The organism is Rhizobium sp. P40RR-XXII (assembly GCF_012641405.1).
Classification (GTDB): Bacteria; Pseudomonadota; Alphaproteobacteria; order Rhizobiales; family Rhizobiaceae; genus Rhizobium.
Genome location: NZ_JABAII010000014.1, coordinates 72174 through 91231, shown reverse-complemented (window position 1 = coordinate 91231; position 19058 = coordinate 72174). Strand labels below are relative to the sequence as shown.

The 19058-nt window shown below is 59.2% G+C and carries 15 protein-coding genes; 11 read left to right on the top strand and 4 right to left on the bottom strand.

Annotated features, from left to right (window positions below):
- Window positions 1-69 precede the first annotated feature (69 nt).
- On the top strand, window positions 70-642 hold the full coding sequence (locus HGP16_RS23705; protein ID WP_168842444.1) for an EVE domain-containing protein: 573 nt from the start codon (window positions 70-72) through the stop codon (window positions 640-642).
- A 120-nt stretch (window positions 643-762) separates the two neighbouring features.
- Here HGP16_RS23705 and carA read toward each other — a convergent pair whose 3' ends face one another.
- The gene (carA, locus tag HGP16_RS23700; protein ID WP_168842519.1) at window positions 763-1971 is read right to left on the bottom strand and encodes a glutamine-hydrolyzing carbamoyl-phosphate synthase small subunit; all 1209 of its coding nucleotides are present in this window, start codon (window positions 1969-1971) and stop codon (window positions 763-765) included.
- Window positions 1972-2267: 296 nt separating this feature from the next.
- Here carA and HGP16_RS23695 point away from each other — a divergent pair, with 296 nt between their 5' ends.
- Window positions 2268-2720 (top strand): GatB/YqeY domain-containing protein, encoded by a 453-nt coding sequence (locus HGP16_RS23695; protein ID WP_168842443.1) that lies wholly within the window; start codon window positions 2268-2270, stop codon window positions 2718-2720.
- On the opposite strand, the gene HGP16_RS23690 is transcribed toward HGP16_RS23695, so the two are convergent.
- Window positions 2695-3465 (bottom strand): hypothetical protein, encoded by a 771-nt coding sequence (locus tag HGP16_RS23690; protein ID WP_246703526.1) that lies wholly within the window; start codon window positions 3463-3465, stop codon window positions 2695-2697. The two genes, HGP16_RS23695 and HGP16_RS23690, sit on opposite strands and share 26 nt — an antisense overlap.
- A gap of 504 nt (window positions 3466-3969) precedes the next feature.
- Window positions 3970-4203 (bottom strand): hypothetical protein, encoded by a 234-nt coding sequence (locus tag HGP16_RS23685; protein ID WP_168842441.1) that lies wholly within the window; start codon window positions 4201-4203, stop codon window positions 3970-3972.
- A gap of 568 nt (window positions 4204-4771) precedes the next feature.
- On the opposite strand from HGP16_RS23685, the gene dnaG reads away from it, so the two are divergent.
- Window positions 4772-6760 (top strand): DNA primase, encoded by a 1989-nt coding sequence (gene dnaG / locus HGP16_RS23680; RefSeq protein ID WP_168842440.1) that lies wholly within the window; start codon window positions 4772-4774, stop codon window positions 6758-6760.
- 7 nt (window positions 6761-6767) lie between these two features.
- On the top strand, window positions 6768-8648 hold the full coding sequence (gene recQ / locus HGP16_RS23675; protein WP_168842439.1) for a DNA helicase RecQ: 1881 nt from the start codon (window positions 6768-6770) through the stop codon (window positions 8646-8648).
- A 32-nt stretch (window positions 8649-8680) separates the two neighbouring features.
- On the opposite strand, the gene HGP16_RS23670 is transcribed toward recQ, so the two are convergent.
- Window positions 8681-9451: an SDR family oxidoreductase gene (locus tag HGP16_RS23670; protein WP_168842438.1), complete on the bottom strand. Its 771-nt coding sequence runs from the start codon at window positions 9449-9451 to the stop codon at window positions 8681-8683.
- A 263-nt stretch (window positions 9452-9714) separates the two neighbouring features.
- Here HGP16_RS23670 and HGP16_RS23665 point away from each other — a divergent pair, with 263 nt between their 5' ends.
- The 7 genes from HGP16_RS23665 to HGP16_RS23635 all read left to right on the top strand — a co-directional run bounded on the left by HGP16_RS23665 (window position 9715) and on the right by HGP16_RS23635 (window position 19015).
- The gene (locus HGP16_RS23665) at window positions 9715-10902 is read left to right on the top strand and encodes a glycine C-acetyltransferase (RefSeq protein WP_168842437.1); all 1188 of its coding nucleotides are present in this window, start codon (window positions 9715-9717) and stop codon (window positions 10900-10902) included.
- 21 nt (window positions 10903-10923) lie between these two features.
- Window positions 10924-11961 (top strand): L-threonine 3-dehydrogenase, encoded by a 1038-nt coding sequence (gene tdh, locus HGP16_RS23660; RefSeq protein WP_168842436.1) that lies wholly within the window; start codon window positions 10924-10926, stop codon window positions 11959-11961.
- A gap of 449 nt (window positions 11962-12410) precedes the next feature.
- Window positions 12411-14471 (top strand): RNA polymerase sigma factor RpoD, encoded by a 2061-nt coding sequence (gene rpoD, locus HGP16_RS23655; RefSeq protein ID WP_168842435.1) that lies wholly within the window; start codon window positions 12411-12413, stop codon window positions 14469-14471.
- An 87-nt stretch (window positions 14472-14558) separates the two neighbouring features.
- A complete protein-coding gene (locus tag HGP16_RS23650) occupies window positions 14559-15359 on the top strand; it encodes an APH(3')-II family aminoglycoside O-phosphotransferase (RefSeq protein WP_168842434.1) in 801 nt (266 codons plus the stop codon).
- A gap of 239 nt (window positions 15360-15598) precedes the next feature.
- Entirely contained in the window at window positions 15599-16990 is a 1392-nt protein-coding gene (locus HGP16_RS23645) for a DUF930 domain-containing protein (protein ID WP_168842433.1), read from the top strand.
- A gap of 135 nt (window positions 16991-17125) precedes the next feature.
- Window positions 17126-18103, top strand: coding sequence for a DMT family transporter (locus HGP16_RS23640; protein WP_168842432.1), 978 nt, complete (start codon window positions 17126-17128; stop codon window positions 18101-18103).
- A 105-nt stretch (window positions 18104-18208) separates the two neighbouring features.
- Window positions 18209-19015, top strand: coding sequence for an AraC family transcriptional regulator (locus HGP16_RS23635; RefSeq protein WP_168842431.1), 807 nt, complete (start codon window positions 18209-18211; stop codon window positions 19013-19015).
- The last annotated feature ends 43 nt before the right edge of the window (window positions 19016-19058 follow it).

Below are 19058 nucleotides of genomic sequence, written 5' to 3'. Positions count from 1 at the left end.
GGAGACTGCTGACAAAAATTGACAGCATGATCGTCTATAGTTGTCTCATACCAAAGACGGGAGATGACCATGACATTCAATGCAAGCGATCGTATCGATGCCGCGCCTTTCCCGCGGGAAGATTCCTTTGATCAGGGTAAGATGGTTCGCCTCTTCCCATCCGCCAACGAGTCCGGCCGGCGGCCCGAGCCGGCGCAGAGATCCTATTGGCTGGCGGTGGCCAGCGCCGAGCACGTACGCCTTGGGCGCAAGCATGGCTTCATGCAGGTGAATCATGGCAAGCGAGCTCCCTTGATGCGCATCAAGCCGGGTGACGGCATCGTCTACTACTCACCATCCGTCAAAATGGGCGAGAGGGACGGCTTTCAGAGCTTTACCGCCATCGGCTTTGTTCGTGAGGGCGAGCCTTACCTTGGCGAGATGAGCTGCGGAAAGGCCTACCGCAAGGATGTGGATTGGCTGGATGCGCCCGAACAGCCGCTTCGTCCTCTCTTGGGCTGGCTTGATTTTACCCAGGACAAGAATTGGGGCTACAAACTGAGATTCGGCCTCGTCGAGTTCGGACAATCTGACTTCGAATTCCTCGAGGAAATCCTGATGAGCGAGCTTGAAGTGGTCAAGCAGCGCCGTCTGCAGGCGTGAGTTTCAGGAAGCCGAAGGCGATGTGACGAAAAGACCTCCCAACTTGACGCACAAAGAGAAAAGCCCCGGATTGATTATCAATCCGGGGCTTTTCTCTTTGTGATTAGGTGGTCGACGCTATCAGGCGCGTTCCGCCAAAGCGGGTTCGCCCTTCTTTTCGCGCACCAGATTGACGAAGCGGCGGAAAAGGTAATGGCTGTCCTGCGGACCGGGAGAGGCTTCCGGGTGATGCTGCACGGAGAAGACCGGCTTGCCCGCGACGCGCAGGCCGCAATTGCTGCCATCGAAGAGCGAAACGTGAGTCTCCTCAATGCCTTCCGGCAGCGACTTCGAGTCGACCGCGAAGCCATGGTTCATGGAGACGATCTCGACCTTGCCCGTCGTGTGGTCCTTGACCGGATGGTTGGCGCCGTGATGGCCTTGATGCATCTTCGCGGTCTTGGCGCCGAGCGCGAGGCCAAGCATCTGGTGGCCGAGGCAGATGCCGAAAAGCGGGATATCCGCCTTCAGCAGATCCTTGATGACCGGAACGGCATATTCACCCGTTGCCGCCGGATCACCCGGGCCGTTGGAGAGGAAGATGCCGTCCGGCTTGAGACCGAGGACGTCATCCGTCGAGGCCGTCGCCGGCAGGACGGTGACCTTGCAATCGAGGCCGGCAAACAGGCGCAGGATATTGCGCTTGACGCCATAGTCGAGGCAGACGACGTGATATTTTGCGTTGGCGGCGGCGAGTTCGCCATAGCCTTCGTTCCAGACCCAAGGTGTTTGCGACCACTGCGACGACTGGCCGGAAGAGGCGACCTTGGCTAGGTCGAGACCTTCAAGACCACTCCAGGCCTTAGCATCCGCCTTCAGCTGCTCGATGTCGAAGACGCCGTTGGGATCATGGGCGATGACGCCATTCGGCATGCCGTTTTCGCGGATCCAGGCGGTCAGCGCGCGCGTATCGATACCGCAGAGACCGATGATGCCGCGCGCTTTCAGCCATTGGTCGAGGTGCTTGGCGGCGCGATAGTTCGAGGGATCGGTGATATCAGCCTTGAAGATGACGCCGACGGCACCGTGGCGGGCAGCGGGTGTCAGATCTTCGATATCTTCGTCGTTCGTGCCGACATTGCCGATATGCGGGAAGGTGAAGGTGACGATCTGGCCGAGATAGGAGGGGTCGGTCAGGATCTCTTCGTAACCCGTCAGCGCCGTGTTGAAGCAGACTTCGGCCTGGACCTTGCCGGTCGCGCCGATGCCCTTGCCTTCGATCACGGTGCCATCGGCAAGAACGAGGAGAGCGGTCGGCTTTTCAGTGGTCCATGGGGCTGTGGCGGTCATAGTCATCCCGTTTCCGGCGTCGGGCGCGGCCTTGAAGAGACCGGCGGTTCCGCCATGTTTGTAGCAAGGTACAGCCGGCGACGCGCGTCACGGCTTGAGATCTTCCTATCGATCTAATGTGCAGGTGATGGACATAGCTAAACAAGGCGAGCCGGTCAATGCGCGCTTTTGCTTTCTCATCAAGGAATTCGGGCTCTCGGGCGCAATTGCATTGATCGACACTGTTGGTCTAAGAGACAACGACATGACATAAGTGGCCGGGAAGATCCCGCCGGCCTGCTCAAGGAGTTAAAGACATGATCCGCGAAACCCTTTCCAACGCCCAGAAGGACGCCATGAAGGCAAGGGATACGGCGAGGCTTTCGACCGTTCGTCTCATCCTTGCGGCCATCAAGGACAAGGACATTGCCAATCGCGGTCTCGGCAAGGAGCAGGCGAGCGAGGACGAAATCCTGCAGTTGCTCGCCAAGATGATCAAGCAGCGCGAGGAATCGGTAAAGATCTATATCGAGGGCGGCCGTCCGGAGCTGGCCGATAAGGAGGGCGGGGAAATCGCCGTCATCCAGGGTTTCATGCCCGAGCAGCTTTCCGAAGAAAAGGTGCGCGAGATCTGCGTCGCGATCGTTGCGGAACTCGGCGCGCAGGGCCTGAAGGACATGGGCAAGTGCGTGGCCGCCCTGCGCGAACGCTATGCCGGTCAGATGGATTTTGCGAAGGCCTCGGCTATCCTGAAGGAACTGCTGAAGTAAAATTCTGTTTCACCCTCGGCATGCCGGTCCGCCGCAGGCCGAGGGTGTTTTGCCAGGCGGCGTCTATGATGGCGAATTTCCCCGCCTGGTAATTGCAATACTCCTGGATGAAGCAGTGGGACAGCCAGAGTTGGCTCCGTCCCGAAGGTCCCGTCCATCCGATGCTTTGCATCTTTACGGCCTTGTTCATGAGCCGTTTTGCGTTGGTTCTGGAAATGAGGAAGCGGCAGCAGAGGTCCGTAAAGGCAACCCGTCCGATGATCGCTTTCTGCGTGGTCGGATTGATCGTCCCGACGCGGGAGATCAGATAGTCCATGATGATGCCGCCTGAATTTGCCCAGGTGAACAGATCGAACGTCTCTCCCGGGTGGCGCAGGTCGTCACTTTCGATGATGCCGGCGGAGATCGGGGGCTGCAGCAGGCCGACGAGTTCCGGTTGCTTGATAAGCAGGGCGTTGCGCCTGCCGCCATCCAATCGGTCCAGTACGGAAAGATGAATGCTGATCCACTTCGCAAGCTGCCTTGCGGCTTCTTCCGTGGGCTGCATCGGTCGCGCCCGCCGATCGGCCGCGATGGGCAGATGACGCAGAAAGCCGAGCGCCACCATCTCCTGAATGAAACTGAGCGCCGTATTGTGGCTGGCGATCTCGTGCTCGACGATATAGTGGGCGAAGCGGTTGGCATGGAGGCCCGGCGGCTCGCCGTCGATGCCGCCGCAATAGAGGCCAAAGCCGGCGAGCGCCATCAGCCAGCGCTGCTGCGAAGCAAAAACAGAGCATGCGCGCTGATTCTCATCGTAAGTTGATATAATTTCTCTAGTATAGCTGATGATTTCCGCGAAAAAATCAGAGTCTTGAGCAAGTTCCTTTGCGGATAAAGACATGCAGCCGTCTCCGTTGAACTGAGCAAAATTCCAAAATGTCTGAGTAAATAATCATTAAGATCGCATATGCGTAGGTAATAAAAGATATCCATCGAGACGGTTGCGTCAAGATACTCACGCTTGCGGTACCAAAATGTACCACATGCGTATGTTCATTGCTCTTGCTTGGTAGATTGGAGAGGGCCTGAAATTAGAGAAGGCCCGAAATTAGAGAAGGCAGGAGCTGGGGGAGCTCCTGCCTTCTTGCGCTTTGCAGACGTTTGATGACGCAGGGTGGGGCCCAAAAATCAAACGTCTTTTGCAAAGGCACTCAGGTGGGGCGGCGCCGGGGGTAGGGATGGTGCCCCACCTGAGTATCTGGTGAACTTATCTGAGGATCCTGACTTCCTGGGGCAGGGCCAATGCCTGCGACGGCAGTCGGGACATTTGAATCTTTATGCCTGCTGTAAGAGCAGGGACATTCATATCCGCCGGTAACTGATATCCCGCACCGGCGTAGAGCACATTCTTCTCGTGAGCGCCGCTGGTCATCGTGGCCGCGCTGTAATTAGCTGTGGCGAAGATGGCTGCGGCTGCCAGGGGTACGATTAGAATGCGCATTTCCCTCTCCTAAACTGAAAGCCCGTACCTGATGGCTTCCCGTTCGTCGGGGCGTCTCGGCATGTCGCGTCGCGAAGCAGTTTCTTCGCCGGCTTGTCTCGCCCCGTGAGAAGAACGCTATTGCGCCGCACATCAACAATCAAATTACAAAAAAATAATGTTTGGCTTACGAACAATGCCGCAAATGTGCCGCCGAAGAGTGTCGCCTATGTGCGGCTTCTTTGCATCCATTGATTGTCCATGGCATGGATTTTATTTACGGCTATCGACTTCAGGCTGTGCAAGTCATTGCTTTTTCGCGGATTTTCTTACACCAATCAGTTACTCAGTTAATCCCGGGGAGGTCATTTTTTCCTGCGGGAAAAGCATTTGCCTTGCCTTCCACAGGTCAAATGCGGCATTCGGGGCGGTGGAAGACAGGGCAAAACCGGACGGCAGTTCACGGAGTTGTGATCGCGAGGGCGGCAAGGCAATCACCGGTAAAGGCCTGTGAATACCGTGTGTGGATATCCAGGCGGCGTGGCAATGCCCTTCATTCCTGTTTATATGGGACAAGCCAGAGGTAGCCATGCGATTTTCCAATACGTTTCTCGACGAGATTCGCGACCGCGTCTTGATTTCGGACGTGATCGGTCGTCGCGTGGCGTGGGATCGGCGCAAGACCAATGTGCCGCGCGGGGATTATTGGGCATGCTGCCCTTTTCATGGCGAGAAATCGCCGAGCTTCCACTGCGAGGATCGCAAGGGACGTTATCATTGCTTCGGCTGTGGCGTAACGGGCGACCATTTCCGGTTTCTCACCGAGCTGGAAGGTTTGAGCTTTCCGGAGGCGGTGCAGCAGATTGCCGATATGGCAGGCGTTCCCATGCCGGTTGCCGATCCGATGGAGGCGAAGCGCGAAAAGGAACGCACATCGCTGCTCGACGTCATGGAGATGGCGACGCAGTTCTTTCAGGATCAGTTGCAGACGGCAAACGGCGCGAGGGCGCGCGCCTATCTGCGCGATCGCGGCCTCAGCGGCCGCACGATCGAGACCTTCCGCCTCGGATACTCGCCCGATAGCCGCAACGCGCTGAAAGAGCATCTTGCCGGCAAGGGCGTATTGAAGGAGCAGATGGAGGCCTGCGGCCTCGTCGTGCATGAGAACGTGCCGGTCTCCTACGACCGGTTTCGCGACCGCATCATGTTTCCGATTCTCTCTTCCAGAGAAAAGGTCATTGCCTTCGGCGGCCGCGCCATGTCGGCCGATGCGCCGGCAAAATACCTGAACTCCAACGAGACCGAGCTCTTTCACAAGGGCAATGTACTTTATAATTTCACGCGCGCACGTCGTGCTGCCCAGGGTGCCGATGGCGCCGGCACCATCATTGCCGTCGAAGGCTATATGGATGTCATCGCGTTGTACCAGGCCGGCGTCGAGAATGCGGTTGCGCCACTGGGCACAGCCTTGACGGAAAGCCAGCTCGATCTTCTCTGGAAGATGACGCCGGAACCCGTCCTCTGCTTTGACGGTGACGGTGCCGGCATTCGCGCCGCCAATCGTGCAGCCGATCTGGCGCTGCCGCATATCAAGCCGAACCGCACCGTGCGGTTTGCGCTGCTGCCCGACGGCAAGGATCCCGACGATCTCGTCCGGCATGACGGGCGCGCGCCCTTCGACAAGGTGCTGGCGCAGGCAAAGCCGCTGGCCGATCTGATATGGGCGAGGGAGGCCGGCAGCGGTACGTTCGAGACGCCCGAGGCGCGGGCGGAGCTGGAAGCGCGGCTGCGGCGCATCGTGTCAGTGATCACGGATGAGGATGTCCGCCGTCACTATCAACAGAATATGCGCGAGCGGCTGGGCGGGCTTTTTCAGCCGCAGTTCCAACGAAACGGTGGCCAGCAGGGGCGCGGCTTCTCGCGCGATGGCAACGGCCGCTCTTTCGGCGGTCGCGGCGGGCAAGCGCGCGGCGCTCCCCCAATGCCGACGACGGCATCCGATCGTTTACAGCGCTCGGCCATGATCAAGGGACATCAGGATATTCCGAGTCTTCGCGAAAGCGTGCTGGCCTTGACCATCGTCAATCACCCGCCGCTGTTGCAGGATGAGTATGACGAGATTGCCGCGATCGATTACGAGAGCCGCGAATTGCAGCGCCTGTGGTCGGCGGTTCTCGGGATTGCCGCGGCCATGGTCGGGCCGCAATTCGTCCGCGAGCGATTGATCGAACAGTTGGAGGAGCAAGGCTTCGGCGCCTTGCTGAAGGGCCTTGACCAGCAGGTCCGCAATGCCCGGCTGTGGACGGCGACCGAGGAGGCTGCCATGGAAGACGCGCGCGAAGGCTACCGTCAGGCGCTCGCGCTTCACAAGCGCTCCAAGGCGCTCCGCTGGCACAAGATCGAATTGCAGGGCGCGATTGCCGAGGCGACGGAAGATGGCGATGGCGAGCTTATCGAGCAGTTGATGCGCGCCTTGCAGGAAGTTCAGCTCGAAGCGACAAGGCTGGAAAATCAGGAGGCGATCATCGATGGCTTCGGCGTGCTTTCCGGCCGTGTCAAAGGTGCCGCTGGCAAATAGGGAATAGATGTCACAGCCTGAAAGACAAGAGCCACGATTTTCCGCAGACGACGTGTTGTTCGGTGACCGCATCGATGCGCCCGCGCCGCTCGACGTCCTGAAACGCGTGTACGGTTATCCCGCCTTTCGCGGCAAGCAGCAGCAGGTCGTCGAGCATGTCGTTTCCGGCGGCGATGCGGTCGTGCTGTTTCCGACTGGAGCCGGCAAATCGCTCTGCTTTCAGATTCCGGCACTTTGCCGCGATGGTGTCGGCATCGTCGTTTCGCCTTTGATCGCCCTGATGCGGGATCAGGTGGAGGCGATGAAGCAGCTCGGCATTCGCGCTGCTGCCTTGAATTCCTCCCTGTCGCGCGAGGAGGCGAGCGAAGTCTATCGCGCGATTTCCGCAGGCAAGCTCGATCTGCTTTACGTGACGCCGGAACGCATCGCGACGGAGGGCTTCTGCCAGATGCTTGGCAAAGCCAGGATCGCGCTTTTCGCGATCGACGAGGCGCATTGCGTCTCGCAATGGGGGCATGACTTCAGGCCGGAATATCGTGATCTCGGCAGGCTTGCCGAACTCTTTCCCGGCGTGCCCCGTATCGCGCTGACGGCAACGGCCGATCCGCATACCCGCGACGATATCATAGAGCGGCTGGCCCTCGATGAGGCCGAGGTCTTCACCACCAGCTTCGATCGCCCGAACATCGCCTACGAGATTGTCGAGCGCGATCAGCCGCGCCAGCAATTGCTGCGCTTTCTCGATGGCCATCGCGGCGACAGTGGTATCGTCTATTGCCTCTCGCGCGCCAAGGTCGAGGACACGGCCGAATGGCTGAACGGGCAGGGGATCCGCGCGCTTCCCTACCATGCCGGCATGGACCGATCGCTTCGCGACGCCAATCAGGATGCGTTCCTGAAGGAAGAAGATCTTTGTCTGGTGGCGACGGTCGCCTTCGGCATGGGCATCGACAAGCCGAATGTGCGTTATGTCGCCCATCTCGATCTGCCGGGTTCGATCGAAGCCTATTATCAGGAGACGGGCCGCGCTGGGCGCGATGGCCTGCCCTCGAATGTCTGGATGGCGTATGGCATGGCCGATGTCATCCAGCGGCGGCGAATGATCGATGAGGGCGCCGCATCCGAGGAGATCAAGCGTGTCGAGCGGGCGAAGCTCAATGCGCTTCTCGCCATTTGCGAAACGGCAGGATGCCGGCGACAGTCCATCCTCGCGCATTTCGGCGAGGCCCATGGCGGCGGTTGCGGCAATTGCGATACCTGCCTCAAGCCGGTGGAGACCTGGGACGGCACGGAGGCGGCGATCAAGGCGCTCGCCGCTGTTTATCGCACTGGCGAACGCTTTGGTACCGGCCATGTCATCGACGTGCTGATGGGCACGGTCAATGAAAAGACGGAGCGGTTCGGCCATGTCGATATGCCCGTTTTCGGCGCGGGAAAGGATATTCCCGCCCGCACCTGGCAATCGATATTCCGGCAATTATTGGCGAGCGGCTTTCTGAGTGTCGACCATACGGCTTTCGGCGCCATGAAGCTTGAGGAGGAGGCAAGGGCGGTCTTCAAGCGCGAGCGGCAGGTTTTCTTCCGCAAGGATCGGCCCGAGACCGGCCGTCGGGGCAAGAAGGCGGGACGGTCGGAGAAGCCGGCGCATGGCCTTGCCGGCGAGGCGCAAGCCCTGTTCGATGCGCTGCGTGCCGAGCGTACCCGGATCGCCAAGGAATTGGGCGTGCCGCCCTATGTCGTCTTTCCCGATACGACCCTGATCGCCTTTGCGACGGAGCGACCGAAGAACCACAAGGCGCTTCTCGGGATTTCCGGTGTCGGGCAGTCGAAGCTGGAGCGCTACGGGGATGCGTTCCTCGCCGTCATCGCGGATTTCATAGGTCGTTGACGACAGAGCGTGCCGGCTAGACGGTCTGCCAGCTACATGCGCACGGTCATCCCGCCATCGACGGTCAGGACATGGCCGTTGACGAAGGAGGCGGCATCGCTGGCGAGGAACAGCGCAGCACCCGCGATCTCGTCCGGCCGTCCCCAGCGCTGGACGGGGATGCGTTGGCGCACGAAAGGGATCAACTCTTTGTTCGCCGCCATTGCAGCGTTGGTTTCCGTTGCGAACCAGCCTGGGGCGATGGCATTGCTGGTGATGCCATGCGGGCCGAATTCCACAGCCATGCCGCGCATGAGGCCGGTCAGCCCTTGCTTGGCTGCGGGATAGACACAGTCTCCGGGCATGACGACCTGTCCGCTGATCGAGGTGACCGAAATCAGCCGCCCATGATTGTTTCGCTTCATCAGGCGGGCGGCATCGCGCGAGAGCATGATAGAGGCGGCGAGATCCGTGTTGAGCAAAGCGAGGATCGCCTCGTCGTCGAAGTCGGCCAGGGAGCGTCTATCGCGGGCGCCGACATTATTGATCAATATGTCGAGCCGGCCGTGATTTTTCTCGATGGCACTTATCGCTGCGCGCTGTGCTTCGCGATCGGCAATGTCGAAAGCAGCGGCTTCGGCGGAACCGCCAGTCGCTTGAATCGCTTCCACGGCCTTGTCTAATGTGGCAGCCGTGCGTCCATTGACGATGACATGCGCTCCGGCGTCGGCAAGTGCCTTCGCCATTTCAAAGCCAAGGCCGCGTCCGCCGCCGGTGACGAGGGCAAGCCGTCCCGCGAGGGAAAATCTGTGAAACAAGCGCATTGGATTCGCCTTATCATGTAACGACAACCGATCTGCCGCATAATAGTGGACTCAGTCAAGTAATTTTTGCAATGGCGATCGGTTGGGCCGGGCTGAGAAGTTGCGCCTGTCTAGCTCATTTCGACAGATAATATCGAACCTGCACTCTATCGCGCGGACGCCACGGCGTTGCGCATTTTTGCCGCTGCTGGATGCAGCAAGAGGCCCAATCCTATGTTATTTCTTGGTTAGTTAGGCACTGTGACCAGCATTGGAATGCGACAATGACCTCAGAATTCCTTTCACATCTGCGCCGCGAACTTGCCGGCTTGAAAGAAGCCGGGCTCTTCAAGGCCGAGCGCGTTATCACGTCAAAGCAAGCCGGTGAAATCGCTGTCCTTGGCGGTGCGCGCGTCCTCAACTTCTGCGCCAACAACTATCTCGGCCTGGCGGACAATGAGGAGCTTGCCGATGCTGCGAAGAGGGCGCTCGACCGCTACGGATACGGCATGGCCTCGGTTCGCTTCATTTGCGGCACGCAGGAAGAGCACAAGCAGCTCGAAGCACGAATTTCGGCTTTCCTCGGCATGGAGGCGACGATCCTCTATTCCTCCTGCTTCGATGCCAATGGTGGGCTGTTCGAGACGCTATTGTCTGAGGAAGATGCCATCATCTCGGATGCGCTCAATCACGCCTCGATCATCGATGGCGTCCGGCTCTCCAAGGCCAAGCGTTTCCGTTACGCCAACAACGACATGGCAGCGCTGGAGGAGGAGCTGAAGAAGGCTGAAGGGAGCCGCTTCAAGCTGATTGCGACCGATGGCGTATTCTCCATGGACGGCATCATCGCCAATCTCGGCGGCGTCTGCGACCTGGCAGAGAAATATGGTGCGATGGTCATGGTCGATGACAGCCACGCGGTCGGCTTTGTCGGCGCGCATGGCCGCGGGTCGGCCGAATATTGCGGCGTCGAAGGCCGCATCGACATCATCACTGGTACGCTCGGCAAGGCGCTTGGCGGCGCTTCCGGCGGTTATACTTCCGCCAGAGGCGAGATCGTCGAGTGGTTGCGGCAGCGCTCGCGCCCCTATCTGTTCTCCAACACCTTGGCCCCCGTTATCGCCGCAGCCTCGCTGAAGGTCTTCGATCTGATCGAGAATGGCACCGAATTGCGTGCGCGGCTCCGGGGCAATGCCGAACTCTTCCGCAGCGAGATGACGAAACTCGGCTTCACGCTCGCCGGCGCCGATCACGCGATCATCCCCGTCATGCTCGGCGATGCGAAGCTCGCGCAGGACATGGCGGCGCTGATGCTGAAGAAGGGCGTCTACGTCATCGGCTTTTCCTTCCCCGTCGTGCCCAAGGGCCAGGCGCGCATCCGTACGCAGATGTCGGCTGCTCACTCGAAGGCGGATGTCGAAAGAGCGATCACGGCCTTCGCGGAAGCGGGTAAAGAACTCGGAATCATTTGAATTGGTTGGAGAGAGCCGATCATGTCGAACATGATGAAAGCGTTGGTCAAAGCCAAGCCGGAAGTCGGGCTGTGGATGGAGCATGTTCCGGTTCCCGAGGTCGGGCCGAACGATGTTCTCATTCGGGTCAAGAAATCGGCGATCTGCGGCACGGATGTCCATATTTGGAACTGGGATCAATGGGCGCAGAAGACCATTCCCGTGCCGATGGTCGTCGGCCACGAATTTTGCGGCGAGATCGCCGAAATCGGCTCGGCGGTGACGAAGTATCACGTCGGCGAGCGCGTTTCCGGCGAGGGGCACATCGTCTGCGGCAAGTGTCGCAACTGCCGCGCGGGCCGGGGCCATCTCTGCCGCAATACGCTCGGCGTCGGCGTCAATCGTCCTGGCTCTTTCGGCGAATTCGTCTGCATTCCCGAATCCAATGTCGTGCCGATTCCCGACGATATCCCTGATGAAATCGCCGCGATCTTCGATCCGTTCGGTAATGCGGTTCACACCGCGCTCTCCTTCGATCTGGTCGGCGAGGATGTGCTCGTCACCGGCGCCGGACCGATCGGCATTATGGGGGCGATGGTCGCCAAACGTTGCGGCGCGCGCAAGGTCGTCATCACCGACATCAATCCCACCCGGCTGGCGCTCGCCCGCAAGGTCGGCATCGATCACGTCGTCGACGCTTCCAAGGAGAATCTTGCCGATGTGATGAAATCCATCGGCATGACCGAAGGCTTCGACGTCGGGCTGGAAATGTCGGGCGCCGCTCCCGCCTTCCGAGACATGATCGACAAGATGAACAATGGCGGCAAAATCGCCATTCTGGGCATCGCACCGGCCGGCTTCGAGATCGACTGGAACAAGGTCATCTTCAAAATGCTGAATCTGAAGGGCATCTATGGTCGCGAGATGTTCGAGACCTGGTACAAGATGATCGCCTTCGTGCAGGGCGGTCTCGATGTATCGCCGGTCATCACCCATCGTATAGCCATCGATGATTTTCGCGATGGCTTCGAAGCCATGCGTTCAGGCAATTCCGGCAAGGTCGTAATGGACTGGAATTGATGCCATTTGAACGCATTTCCGGCATCGGCAATACCTGCCGATGCCGGAAATGTGAGGCTTTGTTCAGTATGCTCTTGTCATCGTGCGGGGACTTCCTAAATACGGGAAGCAATTGATTACGGTGCGCCAAGCCTGTGGATAAGGGTTTTTCGCGCATTAAACGGCTTTTTTTGCTGGAAAAGCTTGACGAGAACAAAAATTCTAGGAATCACCGTTTAACTTCGGAAAGAACGGTAAACTGGAGCAAGCGGATCACCTAATATCATGGCCGGAAATCCAAACGCAATCCAGCTTTGCACTCCGGTGGCGGTGATCGTGGTTAATCGGGCATTAAAGGTCATTCCGTTAGGTGTTCGTCGGTGAGTCGCGGCTGGTGCAGGGCGCGCCAGTCAGAGTGAATGTTTCACCGCGTGTAAGTTTGCAGCGTCAGGGAAAGCGACGATATAGAGATGGCAACCAAGGTCAAAGAGAACGAAGAAGCTGAAGTCGAACGCGACGGCACCTCGGACGGCCCGCTTCTCGATCTTTCCGATGACGCGGTCAAGAAAATGATCAAGGCCGCGAAGAAGCGCGGCTACGTGACGATGGACGAGCTCAATGCCGTGCTGCCGTCCGAAGAGGTGACGTCCGAACAGATCGAAGACACGATGTCTATGCTGTCGGACATGGGCATCAACGTCATCGAAGATGAGGATGTCGAAGAGGCTGGCGCCACAGCAAGCGACGACGACGATGCCGGCGGCGACGATGAAAGTGAAGGCGGCGAACTGGCCCCCTCCACCGGTTCCGCGCTTGCGACCGCGAAGAAGAAAGAGCCGACCGACCGTACGGACGACCCGGTGCGCATGTATCTGCGCGAAATGGGTTCCGTCGAGCTCCTGTCGCGCGAAGGCGAAATCGCGATTGCCAAGCGCATCGAGGCCGGCCGCGAAACCATGATCGGCGGCCTCTGTGAGAGCCCGTTGACGTTCCAGGCGCTGATTATCTGGCGCGACGAACTCAACGAAGGCACGACGCTGCTGCGCGAAATCATCGATCTTGAAACCACCTATTCCGGTCCCGAGGCCAAGGCTGCACCGCAGTTCCAGAGCCCCGAGAAGATCGAGGCTGACCGCAAGGCAGCCGAAGAGAAGGAAAAGGCACGCCGCGGCCGCTCTCCTTCCGGTGACGACGACATCACCAATGTCGGCGGCGAAGGCCTGCCAATCGAGGAAGAAGAAGAGGACGAGGACGAATCCAACCTCTCTCTCGCCGCGATGGAAGCCGAGCTTCGCCCGCAGGTGATGACGACGCTCGACATTATCGCCGAAACCTACAAGAAGCTGCGCAAGCTGCAGGACCAGCAGGTCGAGCAACGCCTGTCGGCTTCCGGTACGCTGTCTTCGGCGCAGGAGCGCCGCTATAAGGAGCTCAAGGATGAGCTGGTCAAGTCGGTCAAGTCTCTGTCGCTGAACCAGAACCGTATCGACGCTCTGGTCGAGCAGCTCTACGACATCAACAAGCGCCTCGTTCAGAACGAAGGTCGCCTGCTGCGCCTCGCTGAATCCTATGGCGTCAAGCGTGACAGCTTCCTGGAGCAGTATCAGGGCGCCGAGCTCGATCCGAACTGGATGAAGTCGATCGGCAATCTGGCCGCGCGCGGCTGGAAGGAATTCGCCAAGGCCGAAAACACCACCATTCGGGATATCCGTCAGGAGATCCAGAACCTTGCGACCGAAACCGGCATTTCGATCTCGGAATTCCGCCGCATCGTTCACATGGTGCAGAAGGGCGAGCGCGAAGCACGCATTGCCAAGAAGGAAATGGTCGAAGCCAACCTGCGCCTCGTCATCTCCATCGCCAAGAAGTACACCAACCGTGGCCTGCAGTTCCTCGATCTCATTCAGGAAGGCAATATCGGCCTGATGAAGGCGGTCGATAAGTTCGAATATCGCCGCGGCTACAAGTTCTCGACCTATGCCACCTGGTGGATTCGTCAGGCGATCACCCGCTCCATCGCCGACCAGGCGCGCACCATCCGTATTCCGGTGCACATGATCGAAACGATCAACAAGATCGTCCGCACGTCGCGCCAGATGCTGCACGAAATCGGCCGCGAGCCGACGCCGGAAGAACTGGCCGAGAAGCTCGCCATGCCGCTCGAAAAGGTGCGCAAGGTGCTGAAGATCGCCAAGGAGCCGATCTCGCTCGAAACCCCGGTTGGTGACGAAGAGGATTCGCATCTCGGCGATTTCATCGAGGACAAGAACGCGCTTCTGCCGATCGACGCCGCCATCCAGGCGAACCTGCGCGAAACGACGACCCGCGTTCTGGCATCGCTGACGCCGCGCGAAGAGCGTGTGCTGCGCATGCGCTTCGGTATCGGCATGAACACCGACCACACGCTCGAAGAAGTCGGCCAGCAGTTCTCGGTGACGCGCGAACGTATCCGCCAGATCGAGGCCAAGGCGCTGCGCAAGCTCAAGCATCCGAGCCGCTCGCGCAAGCTCAGAAGCTTCCTCGACAGTTAAGTTGCATCGGCAGCTTATGAAATCAGGCCCGGTTCGTGAAAGCGAGCCGGGTTTTTTATTGACGATATGGGCATCAAGGGGGTGAACATGGCAGGCGAGCCGCAATTCATGGAAGCATCCATCCCAGCTCGACTGCGCGGTCTGCTGGCTGGGTACGAGTGGCGGCAGGATGTGCTTGGGCGTTCCTCGGCCCATGTCTTCCGGCTTGAGGCCGATGGGCGAGCGCCGGTCTATCTCAAGACTGAGCTGGCCGATCCTTTGGGTGAGCTGACCGGCGAGGTCGCCAGACTGCGATGGCTGGCCTCGCAGGGCCTTACCTGCCCGGACGTCATTGCCCACGAGAAGGACGGCGAACGCGAATGGCTTTTGATGAGCGCGCTCTCGGGAAACGATCTCGTCAGCGCGGAACGGTTGCAGCCACTCGAGCGCGTGCAGCTCTTGGCGGATGCTTTGAGGCGATTGCACGCTGTCGACATCGCCGCCTGTCCCTTCGACAATCGGCTGGAGAACAGAATTGGCGCGGCAAGGGCGCGCCTGCTTGCCGGCCACGTCGATGAGGATGACTTCGATGAGACCCGACTGGGAAGGTCGGCAGAGGATCTTTTCCGTGAGCTTCAGGCCAGAAGACCGTCAACGGAGGATTTCGTCGTCACGCATGGCGATGCCTGCCTTCCGAATTTCATCGTCGATGGCGATAAATTCAGCGGCTATATCGATTGCTGCCGTCTCGGTATTGCCGACCGCCATCAGGATATCGCGCTTGCCTGCGGCAGCATCGAGCGCAATTTCGGAGAAAGATTGGTTTCCGAGTTTTTGAAGGCCTATGGAAATTTCGAACCGAAGGCCGAAAAAATGGCTTACTATCGCCTGCTGGATGAATTTTTCTAACGGTGGACGGGGTCGGCTTTCGCTAGATGTGATCACGCAGGTTTGTTTTTGCGCCATTGCGGATCGCACGGAGGCCTGACAAGTTCGATTTCGACAGATGCCTCTTTCGCGGCATGTGGTCGTGTACCATATGTCAGCGACCGAGAAGTCCTCTCTGATCTTTTAGCCGGCAAGGATCGAATGAATCGATGCGCAGTTTCCTCTTGATTGCTTTCTGCTCACGAACCGTCCGCTAAGCAATGGAAAAGGTGACGGAAAAACGGGATAGGGAGATAAGGCCGGGCTTTGTCCTGTCGATCCTTCTGCATGTCCTGTTTGTCGCGATTTTTCTGCTGCCGCTGCTGCCGGCGCCGCCGGAGGCAAAGCCCGAGCAGAGCGTCAATGTCGAGCTGGTGCCGCAGCAGGAGGAAAAGCAGGAGCTTGCGACGAAGGCGAACGAGAAGCCCGACCAGCCTCCGAAGCCGACGACGAAACCCGACGAGAAGCCGGCGCAGCAGACGGCCGAAACCCAAGAGGAGCCGCAGCAGCCTCAGGGGAAAAAGTCGGACGACCAGCCTCCAAAGCAATCCGACCCTCAAGGCAAGGAGCCGGCTGAAAAGCCTCCCGCCAAACCCGATGAAGCGAAGGCCGACAAGCCGGTGGAGAAGGCGGAAAAGCCCGCACCCAAGCCTGACGATCCCGGCGCCGAGAAGCCCGTTGAGAAGGCCGAGCAGCAACCTTCTGTCGTAGATGTACCTGTTCCAGACATGAACGGCGATCAGAAGAATCCGACCACAACACAGCAGGCCGGCACCTCGGAGCAGCGGAACGATACACCTACGATGCAGCCAAACAATGCTGCGGCCGAGCAACAGGCAGAGGCAGCCACGGAGACAGTTGCACAAGCGCAGGCAACGCAACAGGCGCAGGATGCCCAGCAGCAGGCTGATGCCAAGGACCAGACGGCAAATGCGGCTGAGCCGCCGGCAAGTGACTCGACCACCAAGGCCCCATCATCGGCGCCCGATGTTCTTGCGACCAAGGAGCCTTCGGATTTTCAGGTGCAGCCGCCGGCGGCGTCATCCGACCTGAAACAGCAGGCTCCTGCAGAGCAGGCCAAGAATGAAGCAAAAGATCTGCCACAGATTGTCGTTCCGGCGGTAAAGCCCTCTCCCTCTCAGCAAAATTCTCAAGACCAGTCCGCTTCGAGCAGTCAAGGTAATCCGACTGGCGGCACTGCATTAGTCACTGAAGCGCAGCCTAAATCAGACGCGACGAAGATGGCTGTCCGCGCGAAAAAGCTTTATTCAGATGTCGAGATGGCTCGACTGTCCAAGAGCAATTATGATGCCTGGAAGAAGATGCCACGTAGAGAGCGCGTTTCGTATCTTTGCCGTAGTGAAGCTCTAGCTCAATTTGGGCATGAATTTAACGCGCCAAATTATGTCAATTCGGCATTCTCGCCTACTATGCGGAGTGATACCGGTGTCTCCGCCGACGGGGTGGCGGTTCCGACCTCAAAAGGTTGGTATCGAGTTGCCTTCAGGTGCCAAGTTGACGATGCAGCTTTGAAGGTCACGGCCTTTTCATATACGAACGATGGACGTGTCCCTAAAAATCAGCTTGAGAGGCTCGGTTTGCCTGCATTTTGATGATACGCACAGTTATGCCTCCAGGCTGAAACAATAGTTTATTTCCACCCAATCGAAATTCAGCTCATTTCATCATACAATTGCCTGTATCTCACTGATTCAATGTCCTCCCATCGCATTTTTCTCAAGATTCCGATGTCCTCGATTACAGCCGATTCCAGTTCCGCGGCCGTTGGCCGCTCCACCCTGCGTGGTGTCCTTGTGGCATTCGCGTCCTATGCCGTCTTCGCCTTCAGCGATGCTTCGATCAAAATCCTGCATGGGGTCATTCCCTCCTATCAGGTCGCCTTCATCGGCGCGCTGTTCGGCTTTGCCGCCGTGCCGTTTCTAAAGCGGCGGGAAGACGATTGGACCGACATGGTGAGGACGTCGAACCGTCCCTTGTGGCTGCTGCGCTTCGTCTGCGGCGCGACCGGCGCCATCTGCTCCGTCATCGCCTTCACCATGCTGCCGATGGCGGAGGCCTTTGCGCTGCTGTTCCTGCTGCCGTCCTTCGTGACCATTCTCTCGGTGATCTTTCTCAAGGAGGATGTGCGCTGGCAGCGCTGGACGGCCGTCATTCTCGGTTTCGTCGGCGTGTTGATCGTCCTGCGTCCGGGCTTTCGCGAACTCTCGGTCGGCCACCTCTGCGCGGCGATCGGCGGCCTTGCCGCGGCGATCTCCATTGTCATCAACCGCGCGCTTGGCTCGAAGGAGAAGCGCATTTCGCTCTACGGCGCGGGCCTCTTCGGAACCCTCATCGTCAGTGGCTTTCTCATGCTCTCCGAAGTCACCATGCCCACGCCGACGCAGTGGATATTCCTGGCGAGCTACGGCCTGCTTGGCGCTTTCGGTAGCGTCCTGCTGTTGAACGCCGCGCAAATGGCGCCCGCCAATCTGGTCGCGCCGCCGCAATACAGCCAGATGCTCTGGGCGATCGCCTTTGGCTACCTGCTGTTCAACGACAGCATCGACATGCCGATGGCCGTCGGCATCGTACTCATCATCTTTTCCGGCTTGCTGACGCTGGCGCGCGAGCGCAAGCGCGGCACACCGCTGCCGACGGCCGTCGCCGGCAACACACAGGCGGCACTAGTGACGGCAGAAGACGGCAAAGGGGCCGGAGGCGCCTGAGCCTTGCTTCCTGATTGCGGGCGCGCAATCATTGCCGTTCAAAGGTGATGGCACGCGCTGCTGCCATCGCTGCAGCGATATTGGCGGCATAGGAAGACGGTGCGGATGAAGTCCGGTCAATTCAGTATATACCGTTCCAGCGTTGCCGGCGTCGAGGCTGTCAGGGCCGAAACAGGCCACAGCTTTCCCAAGCATACGCATGATCAATTCGGCATCGGGGTTATCGAGGCCGGCGCACAGGCTTCGCTCAGCGGGCGAGGGATGGTACGGGCCGAAGCCGGCGACGTCATTAGCGTCAACCCGAACGAGGTGCATGACGGCATGCCCGTCGGCGAGAGCCGCGCCTGGTCCATGCTCTATTTCGATCCTCGCCTCATCGCCGATCTCTTGCGCGACATCGGCGAGGGCAGGTTTGGAGCGGCGGAATTCCCGTCGCCCGTCATGCGCAACAACGAGATGGCTGCATGTCTCAAAACCTTGTTTCCGCTCGTAATAGGCACTGCATCGCAGAACGCACTTTTGCGGGATGGTTTGCTCCTATCGCTTGTTGCCACCGCGATGGGCGAGGGGCCGGGCAGCTCGCGTGATGCCGCAGTTCCCGCGGCTATCAGCCGGGCGCGAGATCTGATCGATGACGATCCCGCCGCCCCTTTGACCCTTGCCGACCTCGCTGATTCATGTGGGTTGAGCAACTTCCAGTTCCTGCGAGCGTTCGCCAAGGCAACGGGACTCACGCCCCACGCCTATCTCCTGCAGCGCCGGATACAGGAAGCCCGCCGATTGATTGCCATGGGCACGTCCTTGGCGGAAGCGGCATTTGCCAGCGGCTTTGCCGATCAAAGTCACATGACGCGCACTTTCGTCCGCAACTTCGGCCTTTCGCCAGGCGTCTATGCCGCGGCCATCGGTTGAGGCGTCCGCAATTTTATTCAAGACCGGAGGATGATGACGGGGT